Here is a 23,892-nt window from a genome sequence, read left to right on the forward strand (position 1 = left end):
ATTAACTCATTAAGCTTAATTGAGGAACTTTAACCTAAATCAAGCGTTTTGCCTACCTGCATAGCAGGATAAACAAGACCCATAATATAGGGACCAAAACTATTTTTTTATTCAAATATGGGATTGATGTGGATCAAAAGCATCCCGGACCGCATCTGCGAATAAGTTAATTGCTAAAACTAACAAAAACATAAAGAGAAACGCAGCCAGCATGGGCCACCAAATCACTGGATTTCGTGCAAGTTCAAAGCGTGCACTATTGATCATATTTCCCCAACTAATTGTCATGGGAGAAACGCCTACCCCCACGTAAGAAAGTAATGCCTCGGCCATAACGAGAAAACTAAAGTCCAAAACCAAGGTGATTATCACAATATGCATCACATTAGGCAGTAAATGTTTGCGAATAATGGTAAACCAATTGGATCCTAAAGCACGTGCCGCTTGAACATAATCCACTTCACGCAATTTCAAAGTCTCTGCTCGCAAAAGACGACATAAGCTAGTCCAACTCGTTACTCCTAGAATGAAACAAAGTGCTAACAAACGTGCATCTGCACTCTGAGCCAAGGTAGTAAACTGCTCGGGGTGATTAGCTATATACACTTGCAAAGATAAAACTGAGGCAGTAATTAATAAAACACCGGGTATCGAACTTAAAGTAGTATAAGCATACTGAATCAGATCATCTGCCAAACCACCAAAATACCCAGCAACCACCCCTAAAAATAAAGCCAAAGGCAGCATAAATAAAGTGGTTAAAAGACCAATGACCAAACCAGTACGAATACTTTTAATAGTAAAGTAAAAAATATCTTGGCCAATTTGCCCGGTACCCAATACATGAAATACTCTTGAAAGCTCATAACCAAGCACAACAAAAAATGTAAGGCCACCTATGGTAATTATGGTACTTAAGCTGGTAGCACTTAAAGCAAACAAAGGTTTTGATCGACGACTATAACGGGTCAAAATGAGAGTTAGTCCTATAAAAAATGCTGTTAATATACTGATTTTCAATGCACTTCTAATTGAACTTTCTATGACCTCATTTTTTTCTGTTTCGGTTTTTACCCTTTGTCCAGGATAAATTAATGTTGGATGCGTTTGTTTAACAACACCATTTATTAAGGTAGTTTCACTGATGAACTGCGTTAAAGCTAAAGGGGCCGAATATGTTTTTTCGGAAATCTGATCTATAGGAGCCAGAATCCTATCCAACACTGTAGTTGCCGTTTCTGAGTCTTTATGTACCGAGGTAACATGAATCGAATCCAAAACACCAATAGTCATAAAAAATAATAAGATGATGCCTGCACTTACAGCAATGGGCCTATGCAAAATTATGGAAAAAGAACGTCTTATATGCTGCTTGCGCAAGCTTAACAAAATAACCAATATACTTAAGGCCAATAAGGTGAGAAAACATTTATCAGTCCATAGAAACTCAAAAGTCATTTTTTCTTCTCAACTAATCTCATCAATATACATTTAAGATAACCTTACGCGGGGATCAACCACCATATAAGAGATGTCAGTTAATACCAAGCCAACAATATAAAGAATTGACCCCAAGAACACCATAGCACGTACTATAGCAAAATCTTGTTGTTGAATCGCATCAATCGTATAACTGCCTAAACCTGGTACGCCAAAGAAGGACTCCAAGATCAAACTGCCCATAAATAATGAAGGAATAAGTACTACGATCCCGGTTAGTATGGGAAGCATTGCATTTTTTAATACATGTTTGAACATTACTTTTTGCTCAGATAACCCCTTAGCTCTGGCCGTTTTAACATAGTCTTTATGCATTTCCTCTAAAAACAAAGTACGATACCAACGACCACCAGCCCCCAAGCCACTAAGTACTGCGACCGTAACTGGCAAAATAACAAACTTCAACGCTTCAAAACCCCCGTCATAGCCTGAAATGGGTACGAGACGTAATAATTTACCAAAAAGATATTGGCCACCAATAATATAAAACAAGCTGGATATGGACATTAAAATAATACACAGCACCACGCCAGTTAAATCAAGATACGTCCCCCTAAAAAAGGCCATAGCCATTGCTACAATAATATTAGCAACAATATCCAATAATAAAACAGGAACGGCGATTGAAAGACTCGGCCACATTCTATAAGTAATATCCTCACTAATATCACGTCCAGAATCAGAGACCCCAAAATCAAAAGTAAACAGTTTCATGGATTTTTGAAAGAACAATGTTGCTTGTATTTTTTGTATTCCTGTTTTTTGTTCGTTGTAGAATAAGGGTAAATTGTAACCATGTGCTGCTTTCCAATCCTCGATCACTTGCTGCTCCACATGCTTCTGCCCCAAATGCATCCGCGCAATATCATCAGGTGTATTCACCATGAAAAATAAAATGAACGTAATGAGATTAATTCCAAAAAGAATAGGGATCGAGTAAGTCACTCGCCGAAATAAATATTTGATCATGATAGAGATTTCCGTTCTGCTGGTTTTCTTTCTTTCTTGTAATAGGCAATAACCAAAGGAAGAACTAGGATTAGAATAAGCCCAAATAAGATACCCAACGGCCAAAAAATAGGCTGGTTCCAGATTAGTCTCAATTTATTGCGTTCAGGTACATTGATGGCAATATATTTTAATGTTGCAAAAGACATCGTATTGGGTTTAACGCGTGCAACCCAATTCTGGGATAAAACAAACTCTTCAGGATGTATCCCCCAAATCCAAGGCGCATCACTTCGAACAATTTGGAGCATCTCGTCAATGATCTGCTGTCTTTGTTCATCATTTTTTCTGTTTTTCATTAAATTAAAGAGACGATCAAATTCAGGATTTTGATAGTTTGCAGCATTTTCACCACTAAACTTCACCTTGCCATTGGCACCATACAATTGAAACAGAAAGTTTTCAGGATCCGGGTAATCTGCTACCCACCCCCAACTAAAGATTTGTGTATCTCCGGTGCGCATTTTTTCCTGAAAACGATTATATAGGGTTGCACGTACATTCAAATCAATACCTATCTGGGCAAATTGTTTACGCATCCAATCAAATAATGACTTGTCCTGAGGGGCTCCCGTTGTGGTCACATCATAATGTAAAATTAAATGACTTCCAGTAGCGGGATCAACTCCATCTGGATACCCTGCCTCTATCATCAGTTTTTTGGCATCGCTTATAGGACGTCGTTCTATGTCACCATCGTTCCATTGATAAACATAGGGATTAATACCATCTTTACCCTTTTTATAACCAAAAATTCCGGGTGGAATAGGCCCTTGAGCAGGAATACCTCGACCATTATGAAAAATGGCTATATTTTCATCATAGTTTACCGCGATGGAAATAGCTCTCCTTAACTTGCGCGCACGTTCACTGGAACCACCTACTACTTTATCAAGCATATTGAAGCCCATATAGTAGGTAGTGGCTTGTAATTCTTCGGTGAGATACATGTGTTTTTTTCGCATCTCGGGTGTTAGCTCTGCTTTTCCATGTCGGTTTGTATGAATGGCTTGGTCAAAACTATCCGCACCTACTACAGAGTTATCATAGTAACCTTGTAAAAATTTATTCCATCGCGGAATGGACTCTTTTTCTAATGTAAAAACTGCTTTTTCAATAAATGGTAAACGTTTGCCTGCATTATCTAAATATCCCAATTTTCTATCTTCATCCGAACCAATACTGGGATAATACTCTTCACGGAAATTTGGATTCTTTTGTAAGACCATACTCCGATTGGGATTGTTTTTAACTAACATAAACGGTCCTGTTCCTACAGGGAACCAACTCAAAGTGATGTTATTGTCCAACATTCCTGGTTGAGAATAAAAAAAGTCAGCTTCCCATGGAACGGGTGAAAAGAAACTCATAGCCAACCAAAATAGAAATTGAGTGTATTCCCCCTTTAAGATGATCTCAAATGAGTAGTCGTCTATTTTTTTAAGACCTTTTAAAGGGTAATTACGCAGATCAATGTATTTATTATTTTTAGGGAGCGTCTGCCCATATTCCGCAAAACCCACAATATAGTCATTCATCAAACCAAAAATCGGGGAGCTTAATTGAGGATTTGCCAAACGTTTTATTTGATAAATATAATCATCAACAATCAATTCTCGTGTGCCAGTATTCTTAAAATCAGATAATTGATTAATCCCTTCATCATCTAAATATTCCGGTGTTATATGATGATAACGGTATGCACCTGTATCATCCTTAGCAAACGCCGGATGAGGCTGGTAATAAATTCCTTTTTTAATGTGGATGGTATAAACACTAAAAGCAGGAGTTTGCTGACTGTTTTCAGGTAGTGGGTTACCTTGCTCATCCAAGTACCGTAACTCGGGCATTTGAGTAGCTATTAATGGAGTTAATTGGTATGGCCTTTGTAAATAATCATACTGCAACAACGGTTCATATATTTGGGCAATAAAAATAGACTCATTGGTTGAATAAGAAAGCGCTGGATCCAGAGTTTTAGGCTGTTCAGAAAATGATGAATAATAAATATTTTCTTTTGATTGCTCCTGAGGATATGGATTATTTAAAACCCATGGCAAAGCATAAGCGAAGCTAGCGCTATTTAAAAGCAGAGCAATCAGAACTATGCGCTGTATACGATTCAAAAAAATATCCTTATTTAAAGCCTCTAACTCGCTAACATTTCCAAAAATTGTCCTTCATCCAAAACAGCAACCCCCAAATCATTTGCTTTATCCAATTTGGATCCTGCTTCACTTCCAGCAATCACATAATCCGTTTTCGCTGAGACACTGCCACTTACCTTAGCCCCTAGAGTTAACAATTTTGTTTTCGCTTCTTCACGTCCCATAGTACTCAAAGTCCCGGTTAAGACTACTGTTTTTCCAAATAAAAGATGTTCTTTATTGACTTTCTTTTTTTCAATCTTTGGCCAATGAACTCCAAGTGCTAATAAATGCTCAATAACTTTACGGTTATGATCTTGGGCGAAGAAATGGACCACATTAAAAGCACCTACAGGCCCCATATCCTGCAAACTCATCAACTCTTCTTCTGTTGCTTTAGAAATCGCATCAATATCTCCAAAGTGCTCTGCCAACATCCGTGCACTCGACTCGCCAATTTCACGAATTCCAAGAGCATAAAGGAATCGACTAAGCGTTGTATTTTTACTTTGTTCCAAAGCATCTAATAAATTTGTTGCTGACTTCTCTCCCATACGTGGAAGATTTGCCAAAATAGAAGCATCAAGCGTGTACAGATCAGGTAAATGACGGACAATCCCCTCATCGACCAACTGCTCAATAAGCACAGCCCCCAATCCCTCTATATACATGGCCTTACGAGAAGCAAAATGCCACATCATTCTTTTTAATTGAGCCTTACAAAATAGCCCGCCAACGCAACGAGCAACCGCTTCCCCCTCCTCGCGAACCACTTCAGAACCACAAACAGGACATGTTGTAGGTAACTGAATTTCCTTGGTATGTGCAGGGCGTCGTTCTAGAACAACAGAAACGACTTCTGGAATAACATCTCCAGCACGACGAATAATGACAATATCACCGATACGAATATCTTTTCTAATAATTTCATCCATATTATGTAATGTCGCATTACTTACAGTAACCCCTGCAACATTGACGGGTGCCAAACGCGCCACTGGGGTTAAAGCGCCAGTTCTCCCTACTTGAAAATCAACAGCTAAAAGTTCGGTCATCTCTTCTGTCGCAGGAAATTTATGGGCGCAAGCAAATCGAGGTGCCCTTGAAATAAAACCAAGTTGTTGTTGTAAAGGTATGCTATCAACCTTATAAACAACCCCATCAATCTCGAAGGGAAGTTGAGCACGCTTGGCTAATATACCATGGTAATAATCCAAACAACCCTTAATACCAATCTCTCTTTTTGTATCCAAAGAAACCCTAAAACCAAACTCTTTGAGTAGTTGCAATTGCTCCCAATGCGTGTTTGGTAAACTGTACCCTTCGCAAGCCCCAATTCCATAGCAGTAAATAGCTAAAGGCCTACTTGCTGTCACGGCAGGATTCAATTGTCGTAAACTCCCGGCAGCAGCATTACGAGGATTAGCAAAAACTTTTTCTCCTGCTTCTTTAGCTTTTTCATTGTACTCTTCAAATCCTGCTTTCGGCATGTACACTTCACCACGGATTTCGATAAAACGAGGTGGTTTTGATACCCTTAAAATCAAAGGAACCGCAGCGATTGTTTTAATATTAGCAGTAATGTTTTCGCCTGTAGTTCCATCCCCGCGTGTTGCGGCAGAAACTAATGTTCCATTTTCGTAGGTAAGGTTGACAGCAAGGCCATCTAATTTAGGTTCACACGTAAAAACCAATTGCTGGAGTGGCTCATCCAGTTTGTCGGTAACTCGTTTAATAAAGGCTTGCAACTCTTCTTCAGTAAATACATTCGATAAGGACAACATAGGTTGTCGATGAGTAACAGGCATGAATGCATCGGCAGGAGTACCCCCAACGCGTTGAGTGGGTGAGTCGGCCGTCAATAATTCAGGATACTTGGCTTCTAAATCATGTAATGCACGAAAACATCTATCGTATTCGGCATCAGGAACCAATGGTTCATCGAGTACATAGTAGTGATAATCATACTTCCTAATTTTATTCTGCAACTCAGAAATTTGTTCCTTTATCTCATCAATACTCATTCATTTCCATCCATAATTCTAATCTTCTAACAGTCTGTACCTCACTCAGCTATGCATTAATTTATAACCTTATAGAGGGGTAAGCAATCATCTTAAAACATTAGTTTATCATTAAAAAATATGCTATAGATACATATCGACTCAACAGAAACCGAGGCGTGATAAAAATGGATTTTAAACGTATTTTAGCCGCAGTATTTTTACTTGTATCCGCTACATTAACTTATGCTCTTCCCCAATCTCACGAATATGGCAATTTGGGTATTGCTTTTGTCCATGGAACAAATGACCACCGAGAAGATGCCGAGGGTGATTATTGGAAAACCGATTTTATTCAAGATATTGCTCAAGCACTTCCTAATCCTGGAAACTACTATGTAGTTCATTGTGATTACAGCAAATACATGTGGGATGAAGCTGTTGCAGGGTGTACTGCAAATCAGTTATTAGATTTTATAAATCATAAAAAAATTGACTCTCTAATTCTCTACACCCATTCCAATGGCGGAAATGTAATGCGTTGGATTCTTTCTAACCCAACCTACGACAAACGCTACATGCTATTAAAAAGAAAAATCAAACAAATTGTCGCTTTAGCTCCTTCAAGTGGAGGTACACCGCTTGCCGATATGCTCTTGAATGGAGGTATTTTTGAAGCAAGCTTGAGTTGGTTATTGGGATATACAGGAGATGCAGTGAGACAACAACGGGTAGGTGACATGCATATCTACAACGAAGAACTCTTATTTGGTACTAAAAATCGCCCATCCTTACCCTTACCTTTTGATTCAGTGATAGGAACTAATGTTATCTCCTCCCCTTTCTCTTCAGCCAGTTACTGTAATGGTTATTTACTCAATAGCGGTTTAAAACTTGCTAAAATTTATTTGGATTCATGTGCGGATGGTTTTTTAAATTGTAGTTCCCAAATTGCGGCAGGATCAGTTTGGTTTTACGATAAACAACAAACGGAAGATCAGACGACACTTAGTCATAACCAAAGTCGTCATTCATGTTTTGGACTGGATAAAATACTGATTTCAGTATTACATTCTAAAGGAGCTGTAAAATGAGAACTACTCTCACCTTCTTGTCTTTATTTTGTTGCGCACAAGTCAACGCATTCACCTTGCCACAAACTCCGGTGAAATCTTATGAATGTGATGTTTGCGATACTTTATCACATGAGCACTTGCAGGATAACTGGAGCATGGGAGTCACTTCTTTAACTAAAGCAGAAAGCAACATTCAAAAAAGTTATAGTTATGAACAACGAGTAACTGCTGCCCAATTGCAAAAAGGGGTTATTTTACCGATTCAAGCACCAGAAGCAGTACTACGCATTATTCCTTTGCAAAAAGATAAATCCATGCCTGAATTGGAGCTAAAAAGTGCCTCTGGTACATTCATGAGTTTAAAAGATGCCTCTTCTCTATATAGTCAGGATGAAGCCATAGATGAATCACTTAAAATCGGGTCACATCAGGCCATGATGCAAATCAAACCCGAGTTAGGAATTGGTAAGTATGTAATCAAAAGTAAATCAACAAACGCTGCAAATGAAGCAGATACTTATCTTATTCATGTTTTTGAAAAATATTCTTTAATTTATTTACAAATTGAACCATCTGCATTGCAATATCAATATGGAGCTCAATTTAACGCGCTCATTACTTTAAAAGATAATATAACGTCCTATCCTGCAGATGATATCAATGCGACATTAATAGGTCCTAACAACCAAACAATTCCTCTTAAAATAAAAGAGGTAAAGCGCAACCAATTCCAAGCCAGTGCCCTTTTAACGTCAGATGAAAATGTTCATGGAGTGAATTGGTATATCGATGTAGATGTATTATGCGAACTTCATGACAATGGCCCGATTCATCGCACAGGACGCGCTGCATTTTCCTATGCAATCCCTTCTGCCAGTCTTGTTAGCATCCAAAAGATTTCCTCAAATCCTTTAACTTTAGCTGCTAAGGTAGAAGTGGCTACAGCAAGTCGATACGCATTACAAAGCGTTTTATACAAGAAAAACTCAAAGGGAACGAATATTCCGATTGAAACAACGCAGAGTGCCCAGTGGCTCGAACCAGGAAAACAAATAATTAAATTTAGCTTTGACAATTTTGCACATTTAGCAGAGGATCAGCTCTCTGTTGGTTATTTGCACCTGACTGATTACGGGCAACTAAAACCAGTTTATCAATACGATCAGCCGATTAAACTCAGCCAACTTTTGGACTAATTAATGCAATTTTTATCTTCAATAACCTTACTTGAGGGCGTGGCATGTGCTTTAGCCCTGCAATTTTTACTCTTAATTTGGCTTTTGATAAGCCAAAGCCAACAAAAAAAACTGAGTAGACAGTTTAATGAAAAAACTATTGAGGCCTTTACCATGCAACTACACCAAGTGCACTTGGATGTAAGTGCGAAAATTGCCCAAGGACAATTATTAACGCAACAACTTATCCATGATACAGTCCAAAAGCAAATGACCGACGTTCGGGAACAAATAAGCCATAGTTTCAAGCAACATGCCAGCTCCCTCACCTCGCATTTGCAGTTGCTTACTGAAGAAATTCGCAATCATCTCCATAGTTTAACGCAACAAGTCAATCATAAACTAACGGAAGGCTTTGAAAAAACCTCTTCTACTTTTATCGATGTAGTAAAACGATTAACCATCATTGATGAGGCGCAGAAGAAAATCACTGAATTATCGAGTCATGTGGTCAGCTTGCAAGATGTATTAGTTGATAAAAAGGCGCGGGGAGCTTTTGGTGAGGTACAACTGGCAACGCTAATTAGTAATATGATTCCTCCCAATCATTTTGCAATGCAATATACCTTAAGCAATCAAAAACGTGCCGATTGCATTTTATTTTTGCCAGAGCCCACCGGTAATGTGGTGATTGATGCTAAATTTCCTTTGGAAACCTATCAGCGATTGATTAGTACAGATGCAGGTTCAGTCGAGAAGAAATCGTTACAACAGCAATTTCGTCAGGATATTCAAAAACATATTAAAGACATCGCAGAAAAATACATCATTCCCAATGAAACTACTGATGGGGCGATGATGTTCATTCCTGCAGAATCCATTTTTGCAGAAATTCATGCCAATTATCCAGATTTAATTTCACTTTCTCAAAGATTAAAAGTATGGCTTGTCTCCCCAAGCACATTGATGGCGGTACTTACTACTGCTAAAGCGGTACTTAAAGATGATGCGACTCGCAAACAAGTTCACATTATTCAAAAACACTTACAGGCTTTAGCTGATGATTTCCAACGCTTTGAAAAAAGAATGGATAAGCTCTCCAAGCATATTAATTTGGCGCATCAAGACGTTAGTGAAGTAAATACTTCTGCTAAAAAAATTACATCGCGTTTCCAAAAAATTGAGTCCGTCGATATCGAATTAGATGAGCTGGAACTCATGGAAACCGATACAACAGCAAATGAAACATAAAGTGTGTACCCTATTCGTCATCCCGAACGTAGTGCTTCCAATTCACCTTAAGTTTCCATTGAAGCCAGGAAACCCTACCTGCTACGACTTGTTCACAGCATCCAGGAAAAAGCAAACTTAGTGCCTCACTCCCTGGATCCCGAGGACAAGTCACGGGACATGGGGAGTGTTATAAGTCCAGGAAAACTTAAGGTGAATTGGAAGACACAGTGAGGAGACCTCCAGAAGATGAGTTATGATGACCATCAGGAGATCCTTCGTCGACAATTCCTCAGGATGACGTGGTCGTGAATGCTTCGTATCCCCTATATCTTTAATTTAAATATAGAGAAAATATATGTCGTCTCCATTTACTGAAAAAAATTATTTTAATCAAACATTCACCCAATTAATTATTGAAAAAACACGAATTGAACAGCTTAATTTCGAAAACTGCCAGTTCAAGCAATGCAAATTTATTGACGTTATTTTCAGTAATATAAAATTCACTGAGTGTGATTTTGAATCCTGCGATCTGGCGTTGGCAAAATTTCCAAATTGTAAGTTTTCAGAAGTTTCATTTAAAAATTCAAAAATCATAGGAGTAAACTGGACCGAATTGAGCTGGCCCTTAGTCAAACTTACAAGCCCTCTCTATTTTTATAGTTGCAACTTAAGCCATTCTAGTTTTTATGGATTAGAACTTTCTAATTTGATTGTCGAAGAATGTAAAGCGCATGATATTGATTTCAGAGAAGCAAATTTAAGTCATGCAAGCTTTGTGGAATCGGACCTATTGAATAGCCTATTTCTCCATACAAATTTATATTCTGCCGATTTTACAAATGCTATCAATTACACCATTGATCCAAATGAAAATATAATCAAACTGGCACGCTTTTCCTTCCCGGAGGTCATCGCATTATTAAATCATTTCGATATTAAAATTAATGATTGGCCTGGAAACGACTAATTTGTAGTGGGCTCTGAACTGTAGCAATTCGAACTATAATTCATTATATGGGTTGCCTTTAGAGCTCTAAATGACTAAGAAATATTTTTCAAGTAGAGGTGGAACACTCGCAACACGACTCGATCAGGCTTGGGCTGATTATAATAATCAATTTTTATCAAAAAATGCTCGACTTAAAGCTCTAGATTTTATGATTTATGTTTTTGATATCAAAAATTTTTCCACTGACAAAAATGGACTTAACCAGCTTCTAAAAAATTTAATGGATGAAAGGGAAAGTAAAAAACAAAACAATCCAAATTATATCCCCATGCTATCCAAAGGAATATATCACTTTGAAAGTGATAGAGTCTTAAAGGCTACGCCTATTTCTAAAGTTTCTGCACAAGCAGATATTCAAAAAGCCTTTGATGCGGGAGAACTCCTCGATGTTAACCAAGGCTCTAAAAAAATTGATAGCTCCTGGGGTACTACCTATTTAACACCAGAGCAAAGAGCAGAGTATCGGATTGAAATCCATAATGGCTTACTTCATAAAAAAGGCCGGGTTTTTGATTCCTCCGAATTAATTGCCCACAACAAACCTGGATTTGTCGCATTTACTTTAAATGCGAATGGTGAGCTTTCTGCTTTTGAGCATTTAGGTGTACAAGAGGATAAACAACGTAGAAAACTTGCACATTCATCAATGAATGCAGGTGCTCCTGTATTAGCCGCAGGAGAGATGGAAATACAAAATGGTAAATTAATTAGTATTAATACTTATAGTGGACATTATAAGCCTTCATTGTATTCTGTGGCACGTTTTTTAGAATATTTAAGCGATCGTGGCGTAGATATTTCAGAAACAAAAGTATATTTACGAAGGAAACCAGGCAAAGCATCTGGACTTTTATCTAGAACAGTTCTTTTAGAGGGAGATGATCATCCATGGCATGAAGTTCCCGCAATCGATATTGTGCATCAAGTTAAAGCACTTATGATAAGTAATTTAAATTCTCTTGATGAATATCTTAACAGTACCAAAACAAAATTGTTTAGAGATGTATTCAAAAATGAGTTAACTCAAGCCAAGTCTGCGATTGCGCAAGCGTTCCATGATGAACTTGTTTACGCACTGGATAAAATGAACGGCTCCTCATCGATAACAGACATTAAAGCATCTCTTGAGTGCCTCGATTCAATCATAACAAGATACTCAAAAGAGCTTGAGCAAAAAATTGAGGAATTAAATGGAACTACAGGACGTCTAGACAGTAAATTTGCGGACATGAAAGCTCAAATTCAAGCAACTCGCGAAAGGATTGCGGACAGTAGTGATGAGAAAGAAAAGGAGCGAATTGAACGTTTTAAAAATACCTCTTAAATAAAAAGATTAAATTGACGAGTTCAGAACGTATACTTGCTGAATACCCTAGCTCCTCGAATTGTTTTTAATATTAGAATTGATTATTTAATCAGAAATAATCTGCCATTTTAAGATGAACCAAGACAATACATAAGGTATAATCGAAAACTTTTAAATCCGATTGCCTAAGCTATGTCCATCAAAACCTTACTCTATAAACCAACACAGGCCAAACAAATATGGGGACAACTCCATGGAAGTAGCTTAGCACTTGCACTGGCTGAGTATTGTCAACAAACTCCTGGAATTAAGTTATTGATTGCCCAAGACAATCTCAGTGCAAATCAGTTACAGGCAGAATTAAACTTCTTCCTCAACACCACTACACCTCAAGAGTTATTGTTTTTTCCTGATTGGGAAACACTTCCTTACGATCAGTTTTCTCCACATCAGGACATTATTTCTGAACGCTTATATACCTTAAGTCGTATTCAACAAGTAACCGATGCAATTGTCATCACATCGGCAAGCACATTAATGCATAGGCTTTGCCCACCGGAATTTTTAAATCAATATGCTCTGATGCTTAAAGAAGGCCAAAAACTGGATTTGGGTGCTTTTCGTAACCAATTACAACAATCCGGTTATCATTGCGTTAATAAAGTACTTGAACATGGAGAGTTTGCCCTACGCGGTTCAATTATTGATGTTTATCCCATGGGTTCGGGTTTACCATTTCGCATTGAACTTTTTGATGATGAAATTGAAAGTTTAAGGGAATTTGATACTGAAACCCAGCGCACTATAGAAAAAATTAAAGAAATCAATGTGTTACCTGCCCGAGAATTTCCTTTAAATGAACAAAGTCAATTGCTCTTTCGACGAGCTTTTAGAGAGTTATTTCCAGGAAATCCCAGCCAGTGCCCTATTTATGAAGCAATCAGTGAAGGTCAGTTTCCTTCGGGGATCGAATACTATTTACCCTTATTTTTTGAAAAAACCGTTACTTTTTTTGATTATCTACCGGAACATGCGAAAGTTTGTTTAATCGAAAACATTCAAAATAATGCAGAACAATTCTGGCAAGAATTGAATGAGCGCTTTGAACAAAGACGATATGATATCAGTAGGCCTATTTTATCGCCTCAAGCGTGTTTCATTAATCCAATTGAATTATTAACCAAAGCCAATACCTATGAACAACTTCGTTTGTTCCAAAATCCATCAGATAAGAAAGGGGCTGTGGTTAATTTTGATATCGTACCCGGTCCTCAATTACCTATAGACAGGAAAACCCAAGAACCTTTAAGTCAACTTCGCGAATATTGTGCTGATTCGACGCGTCGCTATTTAATTGTGGTCGAAAGTGCTGGACGACGTGAGGTCTTACTTGATTTGCTAAAACCAAGTGGCATTTCCGCTAAAGTACAATCTTCATGGCAGGATTTTATTAATGATACGGCCCCAGTCAACATCAGCACAGGGGATCTTATTTATGGATGTGAATTAAAACAAAGCCAGATCGTAATCATTGTTGAGTCTCAATTATTTGGAGAGCAAAGCACACCACAAAGACGTGGTACGCAAAAAACAATTGATCCCGATTTAATTATCCGTGATATGGACGAACTCCGTGTTGGCGCTCCGGTAGTCCATTTGCAGTTCGGGGTCGGACGGTACCAAGGCCTACAACATATCGAATCCAACGGGTTTGCCAGTGAGTTTTTAGTTCTTACCTATGCGGGTGAAGATAAAATTTATGTCCCGGTAACCTCCCTCCACCTTATAAGCCGTTACACGGGGATGGATAGTGAACATGCCCCTTTGCATAAACTAGGGTCGGATCAATGGCAAAAGGAGAAGAAAAAGGCCGTTGAAAAAATTCATGATGTCGCGATCGAATTACTGGACCTCTACGCCAAAAGAGAAGCGCAACCAGGATACCAATATCAAATAGATCATAGTGAATATGTTAAATTTGCCAGTGCGTTCCCTTTTACCGAGACTCCCGATCAATTACAGGCAATTGAGCAAATCATAAGAGACATGGAATCTCCAAGGCCCATGGATCGTTTGATTTGTGGGGATGTAGGTTTTGGCAAAACCGAAGTTGCAATGCGAGCTGCTTTTGTTGCAGTACAAAGTAATAAACAAGTTTGCATTCTTGCGCCTACTACTCTCTTGGCGGGACAACATTTTGAATCCTTTCGAGACCGATTTGCTGATTTTCCCATCAATATCGAATTACTTTCACGCTTCCGTTCAAATAAAGAAACAGAGACAGTTCTTGCTTCTTTGAAATCCGGCACAGTGGATATCGTCATAGGCACCCATAAATTATTTCAAAGTAATATTGCTTTTAAAAATTTAGGCCTTCTCATTATTGATGAAGAGCATCGTTTTGGTGTCAAACAAAAAGAGCACATTAAAGCGCTGCGAACTCATGTTGATATTTTATCCATGACTGCTACCCCAATTCCAAGAACACTGAATATGGCTATGGCTGGAATCCGAGATATTTCTCTGATGACAACACCCCCTGCCAAACGTCTGGCAATTAAAACCTTTTGGCAGGAGAAAAAAGACCCAACCATCCGTGAAGCCATTTTAAGAGAAATTCTTAGAGGTGGTCAGGTATTCTTCTTGCATAATAATGTAGAAACAATTGAGCGAGTATGCCAGGATTTACAAACCCTAGTCCCAGAAGCAAAAATCCGCAGTGCTCATGGACAAATGCGTGAACGCGAGTTAGAACGGGTAATGTCTGAATTTTATCACCATCGTTTTAATGTATTAGTCTGCACCACCATCATTGAAACGGGTATTGATATTCCTACCGCCAATACAATTATTATAGATCGAGCTGATAAATTTGGTTTAGCCCAATTACATCAGTTACGTGGACGCGTTGGCCGCTCTCATCATCAGGCTTATGCCTACTTGCTTACCCCCCATGAAAAAGTCTTAACTGCCGATGCAGTCAAACGTTTAGAAGCGATTGTCTCATTGGAGGATCTGGGTGCAGGATTCACATTGGCAACTCATGATATGGAAATTCGCGGAGCAGGTGAGCTTTTAGGAGAGGAACAAAGCGGAAACATGCAGGCCATTGGATTTAATTTATTTATGGAGCTGCTTGATAAAGCAGTCCATGATTTAAAAGAAGGAAAAACGCCAGAGTTATCTGCACCAATGCACCAAGGGCCTGAGATAGATTTACGAATTAGCGCCATTATCCCTGAGGAATACATTCCCGATATTCATAACCGACTCATTATGTATAAACGAATTGCAAATGCAAAAAGTAAAGAACAATTGCATGATTTACAAATTGAGTTGATTGACCGATTTGGTTTATTACCACCACAAGTTAAACATTTATTATTGATTACCGAATTAAAATTAAAAGCGGAACAAATGGGTATTCAAAAAATCAGTGCTGGAGCCCAGCAAGGGAAGCTGGACTTTAATGAAAAACCTTCTATTGATCCAGGCACTTTGATTCATTTAATTCAAGTCCATGCCAAAAGATATCAAATGGAAGGACCGCAGCGCTTACGTTTTAACCTAGATAGCACTTCTTCAGAAGAGCGAATTTTTGAAATCACCTCCTTGCTTAATAAATTAACTGGAGAGAACAAAGTCTAGAGAGGACTTCCGAGCAAGGCATGGATGATCTTTTGAGACCCTGTTGAATAACCGCAAGCAATCGCTTTTCCGGTTTTTAGAAGAGGATGAAGTAAACCCTTAGATCTTTTTCATTGACAACCCTAACTTAATTAATTAACAATCTTAGTCGCCAATCTAAAAATAAGTCATTGTTTTTTAATTAATATATAGAAGGAACTATTATGATTAAGAATTTTTCTTTAAGCTCATTATTATTACTTTCTAGTTTCATTCCTGGAATTGCAATGGCAGATCCTACTGCATATGACATAAATGTCTATTGTCCTGCTACTCAAGGACCAAACGCTGTAACCCATTTTGGAAACTATATTGGTGGCTACGGTGTAGAATACGTATTATCTCAAACACTACAAGTATACTTTCGTTCTACCGGCTCTGTTCAAGATGTTCCCGCTAATTTAATTAACTATTTTAATGATTCAGTGACTTATAATAGTGCATCTGGAAACATTATTTGTAGTTATCAAAGCAATAATCCCGCAGATCCCAGATTTACCACAGCATACACTGTCACGAATGGTATGGGAGGCACAGTACAATCACAAACCAATAACTCCATCAGTGTTCGAATTCCTGCTGGTTTGAGAGGTTAAGTTTTTAGTCAGATAAATCCTGGGTGAAGGGATAGCCGAACCCAGGTATCATTGTGCTCAAAAAACCCGGGTTCCGCTTCGCTTCACCCAGGTATTCTACTGACGACCTATTTAACTTGTTCCACCGACTGTCAATGCATCGATTTTCAAAGTAGGTTGCCCCACTCCAACTGGAACGGATTGTCCTTCTTTACCACAAACACCTATTCCTCGATCCAAGCCCAAATCATTTCCAATCATACTGATTTTCTTCATCACATCCGGACCATTGCCGATGAGTGTGGCTCCTTTGACTGGCGCAGTAATTTTGCCATTCTCAATAAGATAAGCTTCGCTAGCAGAAAATACAAATTGACCTGAGGTAATATCAACTTGTCCACCACCAAAATTAACCGCGTATAAACCACGTTGTACAGAGCGAATAATTTCTTCGGGATCATGTTGTCCTGCCAACATATAGGTATTCGTCATCCTGGGCATAGGTACATGCGCATAAGATTCACGACGGCAATTACCTGTAGAGTTCATACCCATCAATTTGGCATTTAACTTATCTTGCATGTAATTCACCAAAACACCATTATCAATCAATGTAGTGCATTGTGATGGCGTGCCCTCATCATCAATAGTTAGAGAGCCCCTTCTGTCCTTCAAAGTCCCATCATCAACCACAGTAACACCTGGAGCAGCTACTTGTTGGCCAATACGTCCCGAAAAGGCAGATAATCCTTTGCGATTAAAATCTCCTTCCAAACCATGTCCTACTGCTTCATGCAATAAAACTCCCGGCCATCCTGGGCCCAAAACCACAGGCATTGTTCCTGCTGGTGCAGGTTTTGCTTCCAGATTAATCAAGGCCTCGCGTACTGCCTCTCGAGCGTAACTTAAGGCATTTTCTTTTTCGTAAAAATAGGAATAAGGTACTCGTCCACCGCCACCAGAGCGCGCTGATTCCCTTCTTCCATTTTTGTCTTCTACAATAACGCTTACATTAATGCTCACTAGTGGTCTAACATCAGCAATCATTTGTCCATTCATTCCAGCGACCATCACAACTTCATAGCAGCCACTTAATGAAGCATTTACCTGAATTACACGGGGATCAATACTACGGGCTTCTTTATCAATCGCCTCCAATAAAGCAATTTTCTCTTGTTTACTCATACCTTCAATTGGATTTAAGCCTTGGTAGCGACTTACAGCTGCCCCTTTTACATGAATCGATTGAATTGGTTTGGAACCAGTCAGTGCAATAGAACGAGCGGCATCGGCAGCTCGCAACATTGAAGGTAATAAAATATCATCACAATAAGCAAATCCTGTTTTATCACCACTAACGGCGCGAATTCCTACCCCTCGATCTAAGGAGTAGCTCCCGCTTTTCACCACCGAATCTTCCAAATACCAGGATTCATAACTGCAACTTTGAAAATAGAGATCAGCGTCGTCAATATGATGATGCATCATTGTTTTAAATAATTTTTCTATACCCGTTTCATCCAGTGCTGCAGGAGCTAGTAAAATCTTTTTTGCTGTAGTAAGAGCTTCTGTCATTTAATTACCTTTAATAAATAAAATAGTGTCTATTGGTTTTTGCGAACAAAAATAGTATTTCTCTTATAAGTTTAATACATGATGGTCTATACAGGGGAATTTTCGGCGTATTTCCCTTTGGTTTTGTAAATTAATATCTGCTGTCACCACTCCAGCACCCGTTTCTTTTTGAGTGAGTATTTTTCCCCAAGGATCAACAATCATGCTATGACCAAAAGTGGTTCGTCCATTTTCATGTCGCCCCCCTTGATTTGCTGCCAAAACATAACATAAATTTTCAATGGCTCTGGCTCGCAATAATACCTCCCAGTGCGCAAGGCCAGTTATAGCCGTAAAGGCAGAAGGAACCGTAAACACCTGCGCCCCTTGCAACATCAGCTGTTGATAAAGCTCTGGAAAACGTAGATCATAACAAACCGTTAGTCCTATTTTTCCCACTGGAGTTTCCACAAGAGCCAGCTCATGTCCGCGTTCAATGGACATTGACTCCTGATATGTTTCATTTGATGAGACGTTTACATCAAACAAATGAATCTTATCATAACGCGCTACACACTTCCCTTGATCATCATATACCAGGCAACTGGCACGTACTTTAGATCCTGAACTTTTAAGAGGAATAGTCCCCGCGATTACCCATAAGCCTAATTTTTTTGACAATTGACTGATTTTTTGTTGTATAGGACCAGCGCCATACCCTTCGCCAATCTGCAATTTATCTGTTTCATGAATCCCCATGAACGCAAAATTCTCAGGCAGGAGTACAAGTTCGGCTTGCTCTTCACGAGCTTGGGTCATTAATTGTTCTACTTGTTGTAAGTTATCAGCAACTCCTGCTGAGGAAACCATTTGTACTAATGCTGCTCGTGCCATAATAAATCCTAAAATTTATGACATCAAAAATGTCGAGATTTTTCGCGTAATCTTGGTTTGTGGAGCGCCAGCTGAGCTGGGGCTTTTGATATGAATCGATTAACTCAGGTTCTTCTGACTGAGCCCAAGTTACAATAATTCATACTGCACTAACCAGCCCTACTTGTTCTATCAAAATTTATTTATAATACTACTATAGTACTGTAGAACCTCAAAACAAAAATAATTCGTTTTAAACTTGAAATATGGGAAACTGTCCCATAGATATGCTAGACTAAATATAAACATAGAGGAGCTCTAAACAATGAACCGAAATAATGTCACTATTCTTACGCGAAGTAGTGAGTCTGCACTCTCAAGCAATAAGGTACTGCGTAATACCTATTTATTACTCGGTCTTACATTTTTATTCAGTGCATGTATGGCCCTTTTATCTCTTACGAGCGGCGCGCGCCCAATGAATCCTCTTCTGATGATAGTTGGCGTTTATGGTTTAATGTTTTTGACTCAAGCATTACGAAATAGCGTTTGGGGACTGGTCAGTGTTTTTGCCTTCACTGGATTCCTGGGTTATACCTTAGGTCCTGTGCTTAACTTTTATATCAGCCACTTTTCTAATGGCCCGCAAATAATTGCAACTGCCTTAGGTGGTACTGGAATCATTTTCTTTGCACTATCCGCTTATGCATTAACCACTAAAAAAGACTTTAGCTTCCTAGGCGGATTTCTTTTTGTTGGTGTAATGGTTGCTTTACTGGCAATGATTGCAGGAATTTTCATTCATATGCCGGCGCTACAATTAGCCATTTCAGCCATTTTTATACTTATTTCTTCAGGATTAATTCTGATGCAAACGAGTGCAATTATTCATGAGGGCGAAACGAATTATATTTCAGCTACAGTAGGTCTTTTTGTATCAATTTATAACTTGTTCGTAAGCTTGCTTAATATACTAAGTGCATTTTCAGGCCGCGACTAGTTATCGTTCTCCTCTACCTGAATCCCGGTTAGTTTTTGCCGGGATTTTTTTTGGCACATATTCACGCAGTATCATCGAAAAGCCGTATTTGGCTGCTCTTGAAGCATGGCGCTCCACCAAAGTTCAAATACGTTGAATCCCTTCTCCTTACAAGGGAGAAGATGCCCACAAGGGCGGATGAGGGGAATTCTTAACGTAATGTTAGTATCATTAAGTTAAGAATCGTAGCACTCTAATTAACTTTGTTGCCAACTAGCTTTTGCCCTAAATAGTTCGGGTAAGTCATTTACAGTCTTTTTGACTTCTTGAGGCAAGGCAAACAAGTCCCGGGTTTTCTGGTAGTAAACACCTAAAGGAACTGGATACTCCGGAAAAGATAAAGAAGCAAGTCGCATCGCAGCAGCAAAACTACTTGGATCATGTCGATAAATATCCGTTTCTTCTGCTGAAACACGAGCGAACTCTTCTCCCTTTACATGCAATGCTTTCTCTTTTTGCGCACCATAAAGTAAAGGTTGCCCTTCTTCTAATAGTACTGTGTTCTCTGCTCGATTGCTTTTAAGCGCAAACTCATCAAAAGCACCATGATTGAAAATATTACAATCCTGATAAATTTCCACAAAAGAACAGCCCTGGTGTTCCTGAGCTTGCTTTAATATGGAACCTAAATGAACCGGGTCCTTGTCTACTGCACGAGCTATAAAACTAGCCCCCGCCGCTAACGCTAAAGAAAGCGGGTTCACTGGTTCATTAGCTACTCCTTTGGGGGAGGTTTTTGTCACTTGACCTTTTTGTGATGTTGGTGAAAATTGACCTTTGGTAAGGCCATATACCTGATTATTGAATAATAAAATATTCACGTTTACATTACGACGTAAAATATGGATCAGATGATTGCCTCCAATACTTAAAGCATCCCCGTCTCCAGTGATTACCCACACACACAAATCATCCCTCAAGGCTTTTAATCCCGTTGCCACCGCAGTAGCTCGACCATGGATGGTATGAAAACCATAAGCATTCATATAATAAGGTAATCGGCCTGCACAACCTATTCCGGAAATAAACACATGCTGTTCTGGCGGTAATCCCAACTCAGGCAACATTTTTTGCAGGGCCATTAGAATTGCATAATCCCCACAGCCTGGACACCAGCGAACTTCGTTTGCATTGGCAAAATCTTCACGTTTATAATTGTTGTTCATAGTTCGCTTCCGCTTTTATAATGTTCACCAGATGACTCACCGTAAAAGGCTGACCATTCGATTGACTGATTACTCGTGCATCAACTAAATAAGTAGCACGAATAATTTGGCATAATTGTCCAGAGTTTAATTCGGCGACCAATACCCTATCGTATTTTTTCAAAATAGCACCTAAATCATTGGGCAAGGGATTCAGATGACGTAAATGGACGTAAGCAATCGCCAATCCTTGTTCCAAACATTCCTGCACAGCTGATTTTAAACTGCCGTAAGTACTTCCCCAGCCAATTAAAATGGTTGATGCATTAACATCCCCTTCAATCGTTAAAGGAGCATACTCTTGTGCAACTCCATCGATTTTCTGTTGACGTAAATGAACCATTTTTTGGTGATTTTCAGCATCATAACTTACTCGCCCCTCTTCACCTTGTTTTTCTAAGCCTCCCAACTGGTGAATATACCCTGGAGTACCGGGCTTATTCCAACTACGACTTAAAAACTCATCACGAGCAAACGGTTTTGGAAAACGGTTAAATTTAACTTGAGGTAATTTTAAAGAGGCGACCTCAGGGATTTTCCATGGCTCAGCAGCATTTGCGAGATAAGCATCCAATAAAACAATTACTGGAGTCATATATTTAATGGCTAGATAAAATGCTTCTAAAACAGTATAAAAACAATCAGCAGCCGAATGTGCTGCAAGTACCGGTAAAGGTGCCTCACCATGACGTCCATAAAGCGCTTGTCGCAAGTCACTTTGACTCGTTTTCGTTGGTAAACCCGTTGAAGCTCCTGCTCGTTGAACATCGAGCAAGACTAAAGGTAATTCAGCGACTACAGCTAAACCCAAACTTTCACTTTTTAGGTCCAGTCCAGGTCCAGAAGTTGTAGTTAAAGCCAATCTCCCGCCATATGCAGCTCCGATACAAGCACAAATTGCCGCAATTTCATCTTCTGCTTGCAAAAGTTGTACTCCAAAATCAGATAATCGTGCACACTCATGCAGGATTGCTGAAGAAGGAGTAATTGGATATCCGGAAACCAAGGTCGGTATTTGTGTAGACGTAGCCAGTGTAGCAAGTGCTAAGCCTACTGCTTCAACACCTGTAATTTGTCGATAATCCCCTACAGCTCGATTAACTTCACCTAACATATAGTCTCGGCGAGTTAACTCTAAAGTCATTGCATAATTGTATCCAGCTAATAAAGCCAATTGATTGGCTTTAGCAACTACAGCATTCGCTTTGAATTTTTTAGCAATAAACGACTCGCATGCAGTAGTTGTCAAATCAAACAACCATAAAACCAAACCCAAAACGTAAAAATTTTTGGTTTTGGTAGCTTGCGGTTTCGTCAAATCAAGCGAAGATACGGCTTGAAGAGTTTGGGTGATTAAAGGAAATGAAACAATTTGGTAATGTTCGGCACAATTATCGAGAAAACTTTTATCCATTCCCGCTTTTTGCCAATCCTTTTCTTGATAACTGTCTTCGTTAATAATCAACAAACCGCCTTGATTTAGATGTTGCAAGGAATTTTTTAATGCGGCTGGATTTAATGCAACAAGCACATCAAGCGACTCACCTGCAGTGAAAATAGCATGTTCCGCCATTGCCAATTGAAAACCAGAAACCCCCGCTACAGTACCTGCTGGAGCCCGAATTTCTGCAGGAAAATCAGGTAAGGTCCGCACATCACGACCGGTAAGTGCGGCGCTAATAGTGAGTTGTTCCCCCACCAGTTGCACCCCATCACCTGAATCTCCAGTAATACGAATAACAATCACGTCAGATGTTGACATAAAGTCTTGCTTCCTGCATTAGTTGACGCATGTGTCTTACTGCCTCTTTCATACCGCAAAATAAAGCACGGGCAATAATTGCATGGCCTATGTTAAGTTCATGTAATTCTTTTATGGCGGCTATAGCTTGCACATTATGATAGTTAAGACCATGGCCTGCATTAACAATCAAATTTAAACTTACAGCATATTCCGCGGCGTGTTTTATACGCCCTAATTCATACTGCTGCTGTTCTACATCCGTAGCATCAGCATAACATCCGGTGTGTAATTCAATAACAGGAGCACCGATATCTGCTGCAGCCTTAATCTGTTCACGATCTGGATCAATAAATAAAGATACTTCACTACCCATAGATTCCAAACGTCGCACAGCGTGCTCTACTGATTTCTGGTACGTTATTACGTCCAGGCCACCTTCTGTAGTTAATTCCTCACGCTTTTCCGGTACCAAACACGAATGCTCAGGTAAAATTTCTTCGGCAAAATCAAGCATCGCCTCGGTAACTGCCAACTCAAGATTCATTCGCGTTTGCAAAACTTGTTTAATCAAACGTACATCACGCGCTTGAATATGTCTTAGATCTTCTCTCATATGCAAAGTAATACCATCAGCCCCTGCTTCTTCCGCATCCATAGCTGCTTGAACAGGATCAGGATAACGGGTACCACGTGCCTGACGTACTGTTGCTATATGATCAATATTAACCCCCAAGAGTATTGACTTATTCATTCTA

17 protein-coding genes are annotated in these 23,892 nt (G+C 39.2%); 8 read left to right on the top strand and 9 right to left on the bottom strand.

Annotated elements, in window-relative coordinates; all coding sequences use genetic code 11:
- Nucleotides 1-111: 111 nt before the first annotated feature.
- Genes ACWTEW_RS26835 through ligA form a run of 4 tightly spaced genes read right to left on the bottom strand, consistent with a single transcriptional unit; the run spans nucleotide 112 to nucleotide 6,679 of the window.
- On the bottom strand, nucleotides 112-1,458 hold the full coding sequence (locus tag ACWTEW_RS26835; RefSeq protein ID WP_454781142.1) for an ABC transporter permease: 1,347 nt from the start codon (nucleotides 1,456-1,458) through the stop codon (nucleotides 112-114).
- A 33-nt stretch (nucleotides 1,459-1,491) separates the two neighbouring features.
- Entirely contained in the window at nucleotides 1,492-2,469 is a 978-nt protein-coding gene (locus tag ACWTEW_RS26840; RefSeq protein ID WP_454781143.1) for an ABC transporter permease, read from the bottom strand.
- On the bottom strand, nucleotides 2,466-4,634 hold the full coding sequence (locus ACWTEW_RS26845) for an ABC transporter substrate-binding protein (protein WP_454781144.1): 2,169 nt from the start codon (nucleotides 4,632-4,634) through the stop codon (nucleotides 2,466-2,468). Before ACWTEW_RS26845 ends, ACWTEW_RS26840 begins: the two co-directional genes overlap by 4 nt.
- Before the next feature lie 23 nt (nucleotides 4,635-4,657).
- A complete protein-coding gene (ligA, locus tag ACWTEW_RS26850; protein WP_454781145.1) occupies nucleotides 4,658-6,679 on the bottom strand; it encodes an NAD-dependent DNA ligase LigA in 2,022 nt (673 codons plus the stop codon).
- 167 nt (nucleotides 6,680-6,846) lie between these two features.
- On the opposite strand from ligA, the gene ACWTEW_RS26855 reads away from it, so the two are divergent.
- From ACWTEW_RS26855 to ACWTEW_RS26885, 7 genes are all read left to right on the top strand, one after another.
- The gene (locus ACWTEW_RS26855; protein ID WP_454781146.1) at nucleotides 6,847-7,752 is read left to right on the top strand and encodes a hypothetical protein; all 906 of its coding nucleotides are present in this window, start codon (nucleotides 6,847-6,849) and stop codon (nucleotides 7,750-7,752) included.
- Entirely contained in the window at nucleotides 7,749-8,930 is a 1,182-nt protein-coding gene (locus ACWTEW_RS26860; RefSeq protein ID WP_454781147.1) for a DUF4785 domain-containing protein, read from the top strand. The genes ACWTEW_RS26855 and ACWTEW_RS26860 overlap by 4 nt, the downstream gene beginning before the upstream one ends.
- A 3-nt stretch (nucleotides 8,931-8,933) precedes the next feature.
- Nucleotides 8,934-10,160, top strand: coding sequence for a DNA recombination protein RmuC (locus ACWTEW_RS26865; protein ID WP_454781148.1), 1,227 nt, complete (start codon nucleotides 8,934-8,936; stop codon nucleotides 10,158-10,160).
- Between the two features lie 337 nt (nucleotides 10,161-10,497).
- A complete protein-coding gene (locus ACWTEW_RS26870) occupies nucleotides 10,498-11,112 on the top strand; it encodes a pentapeptide repeat-containing protein (protein ID WP_454781149.1) in 615 nt (204 codons plus the stop codon).
- A gap of 70 nt (nucleotides 11,113-11,182) precedes the next feature.
- Nucleotides 11,183-12,478 (top strand): hypothetical protein, encoded by a 1,296-nt coding sequence (locus tag ACWTEW_RS26875; protein ID WP_454781150.1) that lies wholly within the window; start codon nucleotides 11,183-11,185, stop codon nucleotides 12,476-12,478.
- A gap of 174 nt (nucleotides 12,479-12,652) precedes the next feature.
- Nucleotides 12,653-16,108 (top strand): transcription-repair coupling factor, encoded by a 3,456-nt coding sequence (gene mfd / locus ACWTEW_RS26880; RefSeq protein ID WP_454781151.1) that lies wholly within the window; start codon nucleotides 12,653-12,655, stop codon nucleotides 16,106-16,108.
- Nucleotides 16,109-16,311: 203 nt separating this feature from the next.
- Nucleotides 16,312-16,743 (top strand): hypothetical protein, encoded by a 432-nt coding sequence (locus ACWTEW_RS26885; RefSeq protein ID WP_454781152.1) that lies wholly within the window; start codon nucleotides 16,312-16,314, stop codon nucleotides 16,741-16,743.
- Nucleotides 16,744-16,854: 111 nt separating this feature from the next.
- On the opposite strand, the gene tldD is transcribed toward ACWTEW_RS26885, so the two are convergent.
- Together tldD and ACWTEW_RS26895 are read right to left on the bottom strand one after the other, a co-directional pair.
- Nucleotides 16,855-18,297: a metalloprotease TldD gene (gene tldD / locus ACWTEW_RS26890; RefSeq protein ID WP_454781153.1), complete on the bottom strand. Its 1,443-nt coding sequence runs from the start codon at nucleotides 18,295-18,297 to the stop codon at nucleotides 16,855-16,857.
- A 63-nt stretch (nucleotides 18,298-18,360) separates the two neighbouring features.
- On the bottom strand, nucleotides 18,361-19,170 hold the full coding sequence (locus tag ACWTEW_RS26895) for a carbon-nitrogen hydrolase family protein (protein ID WP_454781154.1): 810 nt from the start codon (nucleotides 19,168-19,170) through the stop codon (nucleotides 18,361-18,363).
- 304 nt (nucleotides 19,171-19,474) lie between these two features.
- On the opposite strand from ACWTEW_RS26895, the gene ACWTEW_RS26900 reads away from it, so the two are divergent.
- On the top strand, nucleotides 19,475-20,149 hold the full coding sequence (locus ACWTEW_RS26900) for a Bax inhibitor-1/YccA family protein (protein ID WP_454781155.1): 675 nt from the start codon (nucleotides 19,475-19,477) through the stop codon (nucleotides 20,147-20,149).
- 236 nt (nucleotides 20,150-20,385) lie between these two features.
- Here the strand turns inward: ACWTEW_RS26900 and ACWTEW_RS26905 are convergent, their stop codons facing one another.
- The 3 genes from ACWTEW_RS26905 to pdxJ are packed head-to-tail and all read right to left on the bottom strand — an operon-like array spanning nucleotide 20,386 to nucleotide 23,888.
- Nucleotides 20,386-21,354 carry a 2-oxoacid:ferredoxin oxidoreductase subunit beta gene (locus ACWTEW_RS26905; protein ID WP_454781156.1) on the bottom strand — a complete coding sequence of 323 codons (969 nt, stop codon included), beginning with the start codon at nucleotides 21,352-21,354 and terminating at the stop codon, nucleotides 20,386-20,388.
- On the bottom strand, nucleotides 21,338-23,155 hold the full coding sequence (locus ACWTEW_RS26910; RefSeq protein WP_454781157.1) for a 2-oxoacid:acceptor oxidoreductase subunit alpha: 1,818 nt from the start codon (nucleotides 23,153-23,155) through the stop codon (nucleotides 21,338-21,340). Before ACWTEW_RS26910 ends, ACWTEW_RS26905 begins: the two co-directional genes overlap by 17 nt.
- A complete protein-coding gene (pdxJ, locus tag ACWTEW_RS26915; protein WP_454781158.1) occupies nucleotides 23,142-23,888 on the bottom strand; it encodes a pyridoxine 5'-phosphate synthase in 747 nt (248 codons plus the stop codon). Before pdxJ ends, ACWTEW_RS26910 begins: the two co-directional genes overlap by 14 nt.
- Nucleotides 23,889-23,892: the final 4 nt, after the last annotated feature.

The organism is Legionella stuttgartensis, assembly GCF_977063405.2.